This window comes from Variovorax paradoxus (assembly GCF_030811855.1).
GTDB classification, from domain to species: Bacteria; Pseudomonadota; Gammaproteobacteria; order Burkholderiales; family Burkholderiaceae_C; genus Variovorax; species Variovorax paradoxus_L.
Genome location: NZ_JAUSRN010000004.1, coordinates 86647 through 99831, shown reverse-complemented (window position 1 = coordinate 99831; position 13185 = coordinate 86647). Strand labels below are relative to the sequence as shown.

Sequence of the window (13185 nt, the reverse complement as noted above, 5' to 3'; positions counted from 1 at the left end):
GCCTGCGTGTTCAGTCCATCAGGCTCACGTGCGCGGCGACCACGCGCCAGCCTTCGGCGGTGCGCAGCCAGGTCTGGCTCTGGCGGCCGATCTGGCGGCTGCCTTCGCGGCGGAACTCGACGTTGGCCGTCGCAAAGTCGCGGCCGTAGGTGGTGATGACGGTGCGCAGCAGCTCGCGCGGCGGGCTCTGCACCGGCAGCGAGGCGCGGAAGGCGCAGATGTCGGCGTGGCCGTAGTGGTTCTCCGAGAAGCCGTAGCGCAACGTGTGCGGGCTGTTCCAGAACAATTCGTCGAGCACCGCGCGCTGATTGGCGACGAGCGCTTCTTCGTAGCGCGCGAACACGGCCCTCACTTCGGCGAGCACTTCGGGAATGTTGATTTCCGGGGTCATCGGCGGACCTCTCGCTGAAAGATGTCGAGGCTGAGCTTCTTCATTGCGACGAAGCTGTCGCTGCTCAGTGTCTCGATGGTGCGCGGGCGTGCATCACCGTAGCGCAGGATCTCGGCCACCTTGGTCGGCCGCTTGGTCAGGAGCAGCACCTCGTCAGCCAGGTACACGGCCTCTTCGAGATCGTGCGACACCAGAAGCATGGTGGTGCCGGTCTGCATGAACACTTCCTGCAGCTTCTCGCGGATGAAGAGCGTCATCTCGAAATCGAGCGCAGAAAAAGGCTCGTCGAGAAACAGCACCTCGGGGTTGGGCGCGAGCGCCCGCATGATCGATGCGGTCTGCTGCTGGCCCCCAGAGAGTTCGTAGGGAAAGCGCTTGAGGTCGAACTTGACGTCGAACGACGCCACCAGCTCTTCCATACGCCGATCGACCTCGGCCTTGCTGCGCCCTTCGAGCTTCAGCGGATAGGCGATGTTGTCGATGGTGCGCATCCACGGGAACATCGCCTCGCGGTAGTTCTGGAACACGTAGCCGATCTTGGTGTCCTTGCGCTCTTTGCCGTCGAACAGGATCTCGCCCGAGTCGATGGGAACGAGCCCCGCGATCATGTTGATGAGCGTGGACTTGCCGCAGCCGTTGGGCCCGAACACCGAGACGATCCGGTGCTTGGGAATGTCGAGGTCGAAGTTCTCGTACAGCGGCCAGCCCGCGAAGTACTTGGTGAGCCCGCGAATGGTGATGTGCGTGCCGGCCGGGCCGGGCTTGAAGACGGGCTTGGGCACGTCGGCATACACCGGGCCGTTGACGACGATGTCGGGCGTCACTTTCATCGTCCGCTCCAATGCACGATGCGGCGCTCGGCAAGCAGGAAAAGGATGTTGAGCGCATAGCCCAGCGCACCCGCCGCGAGGATGGCCGCGTACATGCTCTTCACGTTGAGCACCTGCTGCGCATCGATGATTCGGTGGCCAAGGCCGGTGTCGGAGCCGATGAACATCTCGGCCACGATGACGATCACCAGTGCCATCGACACCGCCGAGCGCAGTCCCACGAAGCTGGGCTGAAGGCTTTCCCACACCAGCACGTCCTTGAAGATCTGCCAGCGCGAGGCGCCCATGACGCGCGCGGCCATCACGCGCTGCTTGCGCGCATTGATCACGCCGTAGGCACTGTTGAACACCACGATCAGCAAAGCACCGAAAGCCGCGATCGCCACCTTGTTGACGTCCGACACGCCGAAGATCAAGAGGAACAGTGGGATCAGCGCGGACGAAGGCGTGGAGCGGAAGAAGTCGATCAGGAACTCGACGCTGCGGTAGGCCTTCTCGTTGCTGCCGAGCAGCACGCCCAGCGGCACGCCAACCACCGCCGCAATGGCAAAGGCCTGCAGCGTGCGCCACACGGTCATCGCGAAGTCGGTGAGCAGCGGCCCGCCCGCAAGCCCCGTGATGAGCGCCGCAACGGTGTCGGCGGGCGTGGGCAGCAGGATCGGCTTGATGAAGCCGAGCCGCACCGCCAGGTCCCAGACAATGAATAGCACCACGGGTCCGATGAAAGGCAGCAGCCGATCGCGCAGCGGCGGCTTGGGTACTGCCGCCGTGGTGGCGCCAGCGGCCGGCGGTGTCCACGGCGTGGCCGTGGTCGTGCTTGCGTCGGCCATGGTCAGGCCTTGTAGAGCAGGCCGTCCACCAGGACCTTCTTCTCGAAGATGCCCTTTTCGGTGAACAGGTCGTAGAACTTCTGAAAGTACGCCACGTCGCTCGGCTTGAACTCGTTGTAGAGCATGTAAGAGGCGAGCGGCACTTCGGCCGTGAGACTGCCTTCGATGGCGGTGTAGCCCTTCATGTGCTGGCGCGCGTCGTCGGGCTTGGTGCGCACCAGTTCCACGCCGCGCGCATAGGCGGCGATGTATTTCTTTGCCACTTCGGGGTTCTTCTTGATGAACTCGCTGGTGAGGCTGGCCGCACCGCCGTGCCAGGGCGCCATAGGGTCGCCGAGAATGTACTTGGCCACCACGCCAGCCTCGATGACGCGCGTGGTGCCGTTCATGCGGCCGACGGTGCCGGTGGGTTCGAGCGTGTAGCAAGCGTCGACCTGCCCTGCGACGAGCGCGGCCACGTGCTGGCCGATGGGCAGCTCGCTCACGGTGGCGCCCTTGGCGCCCGCGCGCTCGAGCATGGTCTTGCACAGGGTCACGTTCTGGATGCCGGGGCCGGACGCGATCTTCCTGCCGGCCAACTCGGCCATGGTCTTGACCGGGCTGTCCTTGGCGACGATGAATTCGTCGAGCACGAACTTGGCGTTGCTCGGGTTGGTGCAGAAGATCTTGAAGAGTCCCGGCTGCGCGATCTCGCCGATGGCGAGGTTGGCCGAACCCGTGCCGTTGGAGCTGCCGTCGCAGCGGCCCGCCAGCATGCCCTCCATCACCTGCTGCGCACCCGCGAACTTGAGCGGCTCCACGTCCAGACCCGCTTCCTTGAAATAGCCGCGATCGACCGCGGCAAAGAAGGGCAGCCCCGCGGCCACGGGCCAGAAGCCGATGCGGATCTTCGGTGCGGCTTGCGCGCGCACGATGGCGGGCGCGGCCAGCACGGCCAGCCCCGCGGCGCCGGCCTGCAGCAACTGGCGGCGCGACGCGGCGGCGGGCAATTTCTCAGGGATGCGCATGAAGACTCCTCGATCGTTCAGGTTGGAATGGCTTTGAAAGAAGCGCTGGCAGCGGCAGGGGTGCGGCTCGCGATGTAGGCGCGCCAGCCGCCGTGGCGGCTCACGTCTTCCGCATTGGCCAGTGCGTGGCCCTCGCAGATGAAGCCGTGCACCCAGCTGCCGTCGGCCAGCTCGACGCTGCCCAGGCCCAGCGGGGGCGGAATCAGCGCCAGGAAGCTGCCGACCTGCGCGAGCGGAACGGACCACACTTCGAGCGCGATGGCCGTTCCGCCGCTGGGGCAGCGCTGCAGTCCCGGCTTGGGCGGCACCGTGCCGGGCAAGGCATGCAGGCTGTAGCGGGGCGAAGTGGTGGTGGCGCACAGCAGCGTGGCGCCACGCTCGGTGAGCTGGCCGTTGAGCGGCATGCCCGAAAGGTGCGCGCCGACGACCGCGATCGGCATGGCCTGCACCACTGGCGCGCCTAGGCCCGGCACGGGCTTCGGTTCGGGCAGCGGTAACCCCGTGGCGCCCTGCGGCAGGCCGGTGGCGTGGTGGTAGCGCTGGCCCAGATCGGCCAGGGCGAGATCGCTGCCGCAGGGGCCGATCAGGGTGATGCCGAAGGGCAGGCCGTCGGCGCGGATCGCGCTGGGCACCGAGATGGCGGCGTAGTCGAGCAGGTTGACGAAGTTGGTGTACGCACCCAGGTTGCGATTGAGCACGACCGGGTCGGCGCGCATCTGTTCGCGCGTGTAGTGCGTGGGCGCGGTCGGCACCAGCAGCACGTCGATGCCGCGCCACATCGGCTCGGCCTGCTGTGCGAATGCGCGCAGCCGGGACTGCGCCTGGAACACGTCGGCGGCGCTGTAGCCGCGGCCACTCTCGAGGATGCCGCGCACCGGCTCGATCACCTGCGAGCCGTGCGCATCGAAGAACTCGCGCACCGCGGCATAGCGCTCGGCTACCAGCGCGCTTTCATAGAGCAGCGCGGCGGCTTCGGCCAACGGCGCGTAGGGAATGATCACTGCCGTGCCGCCGAGCGCGACAAGCCGCGCCTGCGCATCGCGGAAGGCTTCTTCGGCCACGCTGTCGCCGAAGAAGCTCAGCGTGTCGGGGACGCCGAAGCAGAAGGCCGAGGGAAATGGGTCGGTGCGCAGCGCGAGTTCACGCGAATAGGGGTCGCGCGCGTCCGGACCCGCAGCCGCAAGAAGCACGTCTACAGCCAGGCCTACCGTGCGCGCGAAGATCGACACGCAGTCCGCACTCTGGGCCGCGGGCACCACGCCGAAGGCGCTCAGCAGGCCGCGTGAGGGCTTGATGCCGACGATGTTGTTGAGCCCGGCCGGAACGCGTCCGGAGCCGGCGGTGTCGGTACCGAGGGCGAAATCGACCTCGCCGGTGGCCACCACGTAGGCCGAGCCCGAGCTGGAGCCGCCGGAGACATAGCGCGGATCGAAGGCATTGGGCACTTCGCCATATGGAGAGCGGGTGCCGTTCAGGCCGCAGGCGAACTGGTCGAGGTTGGTCTTGCCGAGCAGCGATGCACCGGCATCGAGCAGTTTCTGCACCACCGCCGCATGCACCAAGGGCCGCCGGTCGAAGGTCGGACAGGCGGCCGTGGTGGGCACGCCGGCCACATCGATGTTGTCCTTGACGGCAAAGCGCAGGCCGGCGAGCGGGCGGCTTCCGGTGTCTGCGCCGGGCATGGGCTCTTCGAAGCATGCGATCCACGCCGCGGCAGCCGATCCGTTTTTTTCATGCACCATCATCAGGCATCCAAACTTGTGTACAAGTCGAGATGCAAGCAATGTGCCAGGCGGATCAGCCTCTTTCAATGTCGTGGCGGACTTACTCCCTCACCCTCTGGGAGAGGGTTGGGGTGGGGGCTCCGTGCCGCCGATAAAGCGCGGCTCAGATGTGAAGGCCGCTGCCCTCACCCCCGCCCTCTCCCAGAGGGAGAGGGAGTCAGACATCAGCCCCGCCTTCTTTCAGAAAAGGTGAAAGCTCACACGTCAGCCCCGCTTGGCTTCCCTGTAAAGCTTCTCCACCTTCGGCAGATTCGCTTCGAGTTGCTGAATACGATCCGGTCCGCTCGGGTGCGTGGAAAGAAAACTCAGCCCGCCCTGGTTTTTAGACGCCGCGGCCATCTTCTTCCAGAGCGACACCGAGGCCTGGGGGTCGTAGCCGGCGCGAGCCGCGAGCTCCAGGCCGACGAGATCGGCCTCGGTCTCGTCGCTGCGGCTGAATTTCAGCGTGAGCAGCTGCGTGCCGGCACGGGCCGCCAGGTCACCCATCTGGCCGAGGCCCAGCAGCTGCGCACCGATGGAGAGCGCGGCGCCGGTGCCGGCGCTCTTGGCCAGGCGGGCACGCGCATGCTCGCGCAGCGCGTGCGCCATTTCATGCCCCATCACCATCGCGACCTCGTCGTCGCTGAGCTTGAGCTGATCGAGGATGCCGGTGAAGAAGGCGATCTTGCCGCCGGGCATGCAGAAGGCGTTGATCTGCTTGCTGCCGATGAGGTTGACCTCCCATTTCCACTGCTGCGCCCGGGTGTTCCATGGCGTGGCGAAGGGAATCAGGCGGTTTGCGATGGTGCGCAGCCGCTGCAGCTGCGCATTGCCGTCGCCGGCAAGCGCCCCCTTGGCGCGCGCCTTTTCGAGCAGCTGGCCGTATTGCTGCACGCCGGCAGCCTCGATGCGATCGGCCGGCACGAGGTTGCGCGCCATCGATGCATTGCCCACGTTCACCTGCGCCAGCGCCGGGCCCGTGAGCACCGCGCCGGCCGCCGCAAGCAAAAAAGCCCGCCGCGGCTGCCAGGCCGAGGAGCGGGAAGCCAAAGCCGCGGAAGAAACGAAGGACTCGCATCGTGTGCACATGCGCGGATCATAGGAACAATTGCCGACAAAAAGACCGCTCGGCGCGCGGCGCGCCCTCATGGACAATCCGAGGCTCATGTCTGCCCAGCCCGCCGAAACTTCCACCGCCCCCTCCCTGCCCTGGCGCGACGCGCTGAAGGTCTATCTCGAGCCCGCCACCCTGCGCATGCTGGCACTCGGCTTTTCCGCCGGGCTGCCGCTGCTGCTGGTGCTGGGCACGCTGAGCTTTCGGCTGCGCGAGGCGGGCATCGACCGCACCACCATCGGCTACCTGAGCTGGGTCGGGCTGGCCTACGGCTTCAAGTGGGTCTGGGCGCCGCTGGTCGACCGGCTGCCGCTGCCGCCGCTCACCACGCTGCTGGGACGCCGGCGCGGCTGGCTGCTGCTGGCGCAGGGGCTGGTGATCGTGGGACTGGTCGGCATGGCACTCAACGACCCCCGCAACGGCCTCACCCCGCTGATCTGGTGCGCACTGCTGGTGGCCTTCGGTTCGGCCACGCAGGACATCGCGCTCGACGCCTTCCGCATCGAGTCGGCCGAAACGCGCAAGCAAGCCGCGCTCGCCGCCGCCTACCAAACCGGCTACCGGCTGGCGATGATCTGGGCCGGCGCCGGCGTGCTGTGGGTCGCGGCCTGGGCCGAGGTGGCTCCGGCCACGGGTGCCGCGGCCTACCAGAACGGCGCCTGGAAAACGGCCTACCTGGTGATGGCGGCGTCGATGGCGGTCGGCGTGCTCACGGTGCTGCTCTCGCCCGAGCCGGTGCGGCGCGTGCTGCCCAAGGCGAAGAACGCCGCCGAATGGCTGCAAAGCGTTCTGATCGAGCCCTTTGCCGATTTCATCCGCCGCTATAAGTGGCAGGCCGCGCTGATCCTCTCGCTGATTGCGATCTACCGCATCAGCGACGTGGTGATGGGCATCATGGCCAACCCGTTCTACGTCGACATGGGCTTCACCAAGGACGAGGTGGCCACGGTAAGCAAGATCTACGGCGTGGTCATGACGCTGGCGGGCGCCTTCGTGGGCGGCGTGCTGTCGATGCGCCTGGGCGTGATGCGGGTGCTGATGTTGGGTGCGGTGCTCAGCGCCGCAAGCAACCTGCTCTTTGCCTGGCTGGCCTCGCGCGGGCACGACCTGACCGCGCTGATCGCGGTGGTGTCGGCCGACAACCTGGCGGGCGGCATCGCCTCGGCGGCCTTCATCGCCTACCTGTCGAGCCTCACGAACATCAGCTACTCGGCCACGCAGTACGCCCTGTTCAGCTCGCTGATGCTGCTGCTGCCCAAGTTCATTGCCGGCTACTCGGGCGTGTTCGTCGATGCCTACGGCTATGCCCAGTTCTTTACCGCTACCGCCCTTTTGGGCGTGCCGGTGCTGCTGCTGGTGGGCCTGGCCGCCCGCATCACCACGACCACAGGCCCGGCCGAGCGTCAATAGAGCACGGGCCTTATAGGAAAACAGCTGACGCAGCGCGGCCCGCTCAACTGGTAGGCTTTGACAATTAGGTTACCTTTCAAGTTACTTTCGCCTCGCTTTGGAAAAAAGCGTTTCCCTCTCACTCCGCCCCCGCCAACCCCCACAAGCAACGTGCCGCCCCGCATTTCTCCTCTTCAGATCAGCGCCTTCACGGCCACATCGGCCGTCGGCGTCGGCAAGGAGCCGCTCGCCGAGGCACTCGCTCACTCGCGCAGCGGCCTGCGCGCCAACGATTTCGGCGACGCGCCTCTGCCCACGTGGATAGGCCGGGTCGACGGGCTCGAAGACATTCGCCTGCCCGAAGCACTGGCCTCCTGGGACTGCCGCAACAACCGCCTGGCCTGGCTGGGCCTGCATGCGGACGGATTCCTCGAAGCCGTGACCGCCGCGCGAGCCAAGTACGGCGCCTCGCGCATCGCACTGATCCTGGGCACCTCGACGTCCAGCATCGGCGAAACCGAGCTCGCCTACACGCAGCTCGATGCCGACGGGCTGTTTCCAGAAAACCAGCGCCGCGCGGCGGTGCACACCCCGCATTCGCTGGCCATGTTCGTGCAGCAGGTGCTCGGGCTCACCGGGCCCAGCGAAACGATCTCCACCGCCTGCTCGTCGAGCGCCAAGGTGTTTGCCTCGGCCGAACGGCTGATTCGCCTCGGCCTGGCCGACGCTGCGGTGGTGGGCGGGGTCGACACGCTGTGCGGCAGCGTGCTGTTCGGCTTCAACTCGCTCGAACTGGTGTCGAACGAACCGTGCCGGCCCTTCGACGCCGGCCGCAAGGGCATCAGCCTCGGCGAGGCGGCCGGCTTTGCGCTGGTGGAGCGGGTGCAGGACGAGGGCGGCGCGCCGCTGCGGCTGCTCGGCTACGGCGAAGCCAGCGATGCGCACCATATGTCGACTCCGCACCCCGAAGGCCTGGGCGCCGAACGCGCGCTCGACGAGGCGCTGGCGCGCGCGGGCCTGGCGCCCGACGCGATCGACTACATCAACATGCACGGCACCGCGAGCCAAAAGAACGACGAGGTTGAAGGCGCGCTGGTGGCGCGGCGCTTTCCGGCGAGCACCCATGCCAGTTCGACCAAGGGCTTCATGGGCCACACGCTGGGCGCGGCGGGCATCGTCGAATCGGTGATCAGCCTGCTCGCGATCGAGCGCGGGCTGATGCCGGGCACGGTGAACACGAATGAACTCGACACAGGCTTCGGCCCGCAGATCAGGCTGCAGCCCGCGCACGGCGAGGTTCGCTACGCGCTGACCAACTCCTTTGGCTTCGGCGGCAACAACTGCTCGCTGGTGTTCGGCAAGGCTGCGGCATGACCGTCACCCACCAGGCTCCGAAGCCCCCGACTCTCTACATCGAAGGCCCCGCCTTCTGGACGCCCACCCTGCCCGGCTGGGACGCCGCCCGCGCCGCCTTCCGCGGCGAAGGCGCGCTGGCCGACCCGCCCGCCAAGCGCCCGTCGCCGCAGGTGCTGGCACCGGCGGAGCGCCGCCGCGCACCTGACACCGTGGCGCTGGCGCTCGAGGTGGCGGCCGCATCGATGGCCGGCTCGGGCCGTAACGCGGCCGACGTGCCCTGCGTGTTCGTCTCGGCACACGGCGACCTTTCGATCAACGACTACATGTGCAGCACGCTGGCCACCGATCCTACGGTGCTGTCGCCCACGCGCTTTCACAACTCGGTGCACAACGCGGCCGTGGGCTACTGGACCATCGGCACCGGTTGCATGGCGGCCAGCAACTCGGTCTCGGCCTACGAAAACAGCTTTGCCGCCGGACTGCTCGAAGCGGCGGTGCAGTGCGCCGCCGACCAGTCGCCGGTGCTGCTGGTGGGCTACGACACGCCCACCGTGGGTGCACTGACCTCCGTGACCGACAGCCAAGGCCTCCTGGCCGTGGCGCTGGTGATCGCACCCGAGCGCACGGCGCGCACCGTGGCCTCGCTCGAGTGGTCGCTGCAGGAAAACGGCGGCGGCACGTTGCCGGCACCGCCTGCTTCCGATGCCGCCAAGACGCTGGCGCACATCAACCCGATGGCCCACGCCCTCGGCCTGTTCGAATCGCTGGCGCGCGTCGAAGACGACCCGCCGCCGCTCGAGCTGCCGCTGTCTTCGGCCCTTTCGCTGCGGCTTCAACTGCAGCGCGTCCAGGACTGAAGCTCCATGACCGGCACTGCGCAAAGGTATGACGCAGTGATCATGGGCGGCGGGCTCGCGGGGCTCACCCTGGCGCTGCAGCTGAAGCAGCGCTTCGAGGATATTGACGTGCTGGTGCTGGAGCGGCGCAGCCATCCGGTGCCGCACGCGGCCCATAAAGTGGGCGAGTCGTCGGTGGAGATCGGTGCGCACTATTTCGACACGGTGCTCGGCCTCAAGCCCCACATGGACAGCGCGCAGCTGCGCAAGTTCGGCTTCCGCTTCTTCTTCAGCGAGGGCCGGCGCGACATCGACCAGGTGACCGAGATCGGCGCCAGCCGCTACCTGTCGGTGCCGAGCTACCAGATCGATCGCGGCATCTTCGAGAACTACCTGGCCGAGGAAGCGGTGCGCCGCGGCGTGCGCTTCGACGATGCCGCACTGGTGCGCCGCGTCGACCTGGCCCAGGACGCCGACGCGCCGCACCGCCTGGAGTGGTCGCGCGGCGACGAAACCCACAGCGCCGAGGCGCGCTGGCTCGTCGATGCCTGCGGGCGCGCCAGCCTGCTCAAGCGCAAGCTCGGGCTCGCCGAGGCCAACGCGCATGACGTGAACGCCGTGTGGTTTCGCATCGGCGAGCGCATTTCCCTCGACGAATGGAGCGACGACACGGCCTGGCGCGGGCGCTGCGACCCTCAGGCGCGCTGGCTCTCGACCAATCACCTGGTGGGCGCCGGCTACTGGGCCTGGCTGATCCCGCTGGCTTCGGGCTCGCACTCGGTGGGCATCGTGGCCGACCCGAAGCTGCATCCGCTCGACACCATCGACACCTTCGACAAAGCCATGGAGTGGTTCGCCACCTACCAGCCGCGGCTTTTCGACGCGCTCGACGGAAAGCGGCACCTCTTGCAGGACTTTGCCTTCCTCAAGCACTTTTCGCACGGCTGCAAGCAGGTGTTCTCGGGCCAGCGCTGGGCTTTGACGGGGGAGGCGGGGTTGTTTCTCGACCCCTTCTATTCGCCCGGCAGCGACTTCATCGCGATCAGCAACACCTACATCACCGACCTGGTGGCGCACGACCGCGCGGGCCGCTCGGTCGAAGCGCGCGCACAGCTCTACGACCAGATCTACCACTCGTTCTATGAAAGCACGCTGGCGCTCTACCAGGACCAGTACCCGCTGTTCGGCGACCCCGAGGTTCTGCCGGTGAAGGTGATCTGGGACTACGCCTACTACTGGGGCGTGCTCTCGCAGATCTTTTTCCAGCAGCGGCTCACCGACCTGATGCTGCTGGGCAGCCTGAAGGAAGAGCTGCAGCACTGCCAGCGCATGAACCTGGCGGTGCAGGAGCTGCTGCGCGCCTGGTCTGCTGCCAGCCCGCGGCGCAACATCCCGGTCATGCTCGACCAGGCGGCCATGCCTTGGTTCGCCGAACTCAATCGCAGCCTCAAAGACCCACGGCTCGATGGTGACGCGTTCAAGGCGCGCATCCGAGCCTCGACATTCCAGCTGCGCCAGCTGGCGGGCGAAATCCTCGGGCGGGCGCGGGCGGACAATGCGGCGCTGGCGGACAGCACCTTGCCCGCTATCCTCGAGGAAAACATGGCCACGCCGCCGGCCGATGCGCCGGCAGGCCCCTTGCTTTTTGCGGCACCGGGTTGACATCCGGACGCCGGGTTTACCCAACTTTACGGAGCGTTCAAGCCCCGTTGCCCCCCGTGGAGGACCATGAAGCGCATGAGCACCCCCCAACTCCTGATGATCGAAGACGACGCCCGCCTGGCACAGATGGTGGGCGAATACCTGACGCAGTCGGGATTCCTCTTCTCGCATGCCGGCGACGGCGCCAGTGGCCTCGAGCTGCTGCAGCAGCACGTGCCGGACCTGGTGATCCTGGACCTGATGCTGCCCGACACCGACGGCCTCGAGATCTGCCGCCGCATCCGGTCGCTGCCCGCGCCCGCCTCCAAGGTGTCGGTGCTGATGCTCACCGCCAAGGGCGACCCGATGGACCGCATCATCGGCCTGGAGATCGGCGCCGACGACTACCTGCCCAAGCCTTTCGAGCCGCGCGAGCTGCTCGCACGCATCCGCGCGGTGCTGCGCCGGCGCAGCGAGAACAGCGCCGACACAGAAGCCAGCACGGTGATGCGCTTCGGCACGCTCGAGATCGACCGCAACGCGCGCACCGTGTCGGTGGGCGGCGCGCTGGCCGACCTCACCTCCTACCAATTCGATCTTTTGGTGGCCATGGCCGAGCGCGCCGGCCGCGTGCTCACTCGCGACCAGATCATGGAAGCGGTGCGTGGCCGCGAGCTCGAAGCTTTCGACCGTTCGATCGACGTGCACATGGGCCGCATCCGCGCCGCAATCGAAGTCGACGCCAAGAACCCGAAGCGCATCCTTACCGTGCGGGGCGTGGGCTACGTCTTCGCCAAGCAGCAAGACTGACACCGATTGATGCTGCGCAACCTCTATTCCCGCCACCTGTACGTCCGCATCTGGCTCGCGGTGGTGGGCGGCGTCGTCATCCTCACGTTGATGGCCAACTGGATCGTGCGCGAGGCGGCGGAGGCCGAGCGCGAGCGCTTGGCGCCGGTGCCGCGCAACGTGGTGGTACTCGACGCGCAAGACCGGCCCATCGGCAGCGGCAAGGCGCTGCGCGTGCCGGGCCAGGGCCTGGAGTTCGACGTGACGCTGAGTGACGGCAAGGCCATCACGCTGCGCGTGGCGCCGCGCGACCGCCCGCCCGGCGGCGGCTTCGCACCCTGGCGCACGCCTTTCGGGCTCGGCTGGATGATCGCCCTCGTGGGCATTGCAGTGGCTCTGGGCGTGTACCCCATCGTGCGGAGGCTCACCCAGCGGCTGGAAACATTGCAACGCGGCGTGCAACGCTGGGGCGAAGGCGATCTCTCGGTGCGCGTGACCGAAGAAGGGCAGGACGAAGTGGCTGATCTCTCCAAACGTTTCAACGCATCGGCCGAACGCATCGAAAAACTGGTGCGCTCCCACAAATCGCTGCTGGCCAATGCGTCGCACGAGCTGCGTTCGCCGCTCACCCGCATCCGCATGGGTTTGGAGCTGATGGGCGAACGCCCGAGCCCCGCCGCGCGCGACGAGATCTCGCGCAACATCGGCGAGCTCGACCAGCTTATCGACGAAATCCTGCTGGCCAGCCGGCTCGACGCGAGCGAGGCCGACGTGGGCACCATCGAGGCGGTCGATCTCACCGGGCTCGCGGCCGAGGAGTGCTCGCAGGTGAATGCCGAGCTCGACCTGGTGGAAGGCACCGACAACGCCAAGCTCACGGTGCCGGGCGTTTCGCGCCTGCTGCGCCGCGCGATCCGCAACTTGCTGGAGAACGCCCGCCGCTATGGCGCGGGCGAAATCTCGGTCGAGCTCGGCAGCGCCAACGGCTTTGCGACTGTGCGCGTGAACGACCGGGGCCCGGGCGTGCCGGCGGCCCTGCGCGAGCGCATCTTCGAGCCCTTCTACCGGCTGCCTGGCGCCAGCGAGCGCAATGGCGGCGTCGGCCTGGGGTTGGCGCTGGTGAAGTCGATCGCCGAGCGGCATGGCGGCAGCGTGCGCTGCGAGGAGCGCCCGGGCGGCGGCGCGAGCTTCGTCATCCGGTTGCCGGCGGCAAGCGGCGCCACCTAACCGGGCGCCGCG

Annotated in this window: 12 protein-coding genes; 6 read left to right on the top strand and 6 right to left on the bottom strand. The window is 67.5% G+C overall.

Translation table 11 applies throughout. The features are described from left to right. Window positions 1-10 precede the first annotated feature (10 nt). From hpxZ to J2X92_RS10250, 6 genes are all read right to left on the bottom strand, one after another. On the bottom strand, window positions 11-391 hold the full coding sequence (gene hpxZ, locus J2X92_RS10275) for an oxalurate catabolism protein HpxZ (RefSeq protein ID WP_307575433.1): 381 nt from the start codon (window positions 389-391) through the stop codon (window positions 11-13). Next, the gene (locus J2X92_RS10270; RefSeq protein WP_307575431.1) at window positions 388-1221 is read right to left on the bottom strand and encodes an ABC transporter ATP-binding protein; all 834 of its coding nucleotides are present in this window, start codon (window positions 1219-1221) and stop codon (window positions 388-390) included. The genes hpxZ and J2X92_RS10270 overlap by 4 nt, the downstream gene beginning before the upstream one ends. After that, window positions 1218-2051: an ABC transporter permease gene (locus J2X92_RS10265; RefSeq protein WP_307575429.1), complete on the bottom strand. Its 834-nt coding sequence runs from the start codon at window positions 2049-2051 to the stop codon at window positions 1218-1220. Before J2X92_RS10265 ends, J2X92_RS10270 begins: the two co-directional genes overlap by 4 nt. A 2-nt stretch (window positions 2052-2053) precedes the next feature. Next, the gene (locus J2X92_RS10260; protein WP_307575427.1) at window positions 2054-3058 is read right to left on the bottom strand and encodes an ABC transporter substrate-binding protein; all 1005 of its coding nucleotides are present in this window, start codon (window positions 3056-3058) and stop codon (window positions 2054-2056) included. A 17-nt stretch (window positions 3059-3075) separates the two neighbouring features. Further along, complete coding sequence (atzF, locus tag J2X92_RS10255; RefSeq protein WP_307575425.1) at window positions 3076-4803, bottom strand: allophanate hydrolase; 1728 nt, start codon at window positions 4801-4803, stop codon at window positions 3076-3078. Between the two features lie 243 nt (window positions 4804-5046). Then, window positions 5047-5910 (bottom strand): M48 family metallopeptidase, encoded by an 864-nt coding sequence (locus J2X92_RS10250; RefSeq protein ID WP_307575423.1) that lies wholly within the window; start codon window positions 5908-5910, stop codon window positions 5047-5049. 76 nt (window positions 5911-5986) lie between these two features. Here J2X92_RS10250 and J2X92_RS10245 point away from each other — a divergent pair, with 76 nt between their 5' ends. The 6 genes from J2X92_RS10245 to J2X92_RS10220 all read left to right on the top strand — a co-directional run bounded on the left by J2X92_RS10245 (window position 5987) and on the right by J2X92_RS10220 (window position 13173). After that, on the top strand, window positions 5987-7345 hold the full coding sequence (locus tag J2X92_RS10245; protein WP_307575421.1) for an AmpG family muropeptide MFS transporter: 1359 nt from the start codon (window positions 5987-5989) through the stop codon (window positions 7343-7345). A 150-nt stretch (window positions 7346-7495) separates the two neighbouring features. After that, on the top strand, window positions 7496-8698 hold the full coding sequence (locus tag J2X92_RS10240; RefSeq protein WP_307575419.1) for a beta-ketoacyl-[acyl-carrier-protein] synthase family protein: 1203 nt from the start codon (window positions 7496-7498) through the stop codon (window positions 8696-8698). After that, window positions 8695-9537 (top strand): beta-ketoacyl synthase chain length factor, encoded by an 843-nt coding sequence (locus J2X92_RS10235; RefSeq protein WP_307575417.1) that lies wholly within the window; start codon window positions 8695-8697, stop codon window positions 9535-9537. The genes J2X92_RS10240 and J2X92_RS10235 overlap by 4 nt, the downstream gene beginning before the upstream one ends. Before the next feature lie 6 nt (window positions 9538-9543). Next, window positions 9544-11178, top strand: coding sequence for an NAD(P)/FAD-dependent oxidoreductase (locus J2X92_RS10230; RefSeq protein WP_307575415.1), 1635 nt, complete (start codon window positions 9544-9546; stop codon window positions 11176-11178). 66 nt (window positions 11179-11244) lie between these two features. After that, window positions 11245-11967 (top strand): response regulator, encoded by a 723-nt coding sequence (locus J2X92_RS10225; RefSeq protein WP_307575413.1) that lies wholly within the window; start codon window positions 11245-11247, stop codon window positions 11965-11967. Between the two features lie 9 nt (window positions 11968-11976). Next, complete coding sequence (locus J2X92_RS10220; RefSeq protein ID WP_307575412.1) at window positions 11977-13173, top strand: ATP-binding protein; 1197 nt, start codon at window positions 11977-11979, stop codon at window positions 13171-13173. Window positions 13174-13185 lie beyond the last annotated feature (12 nt).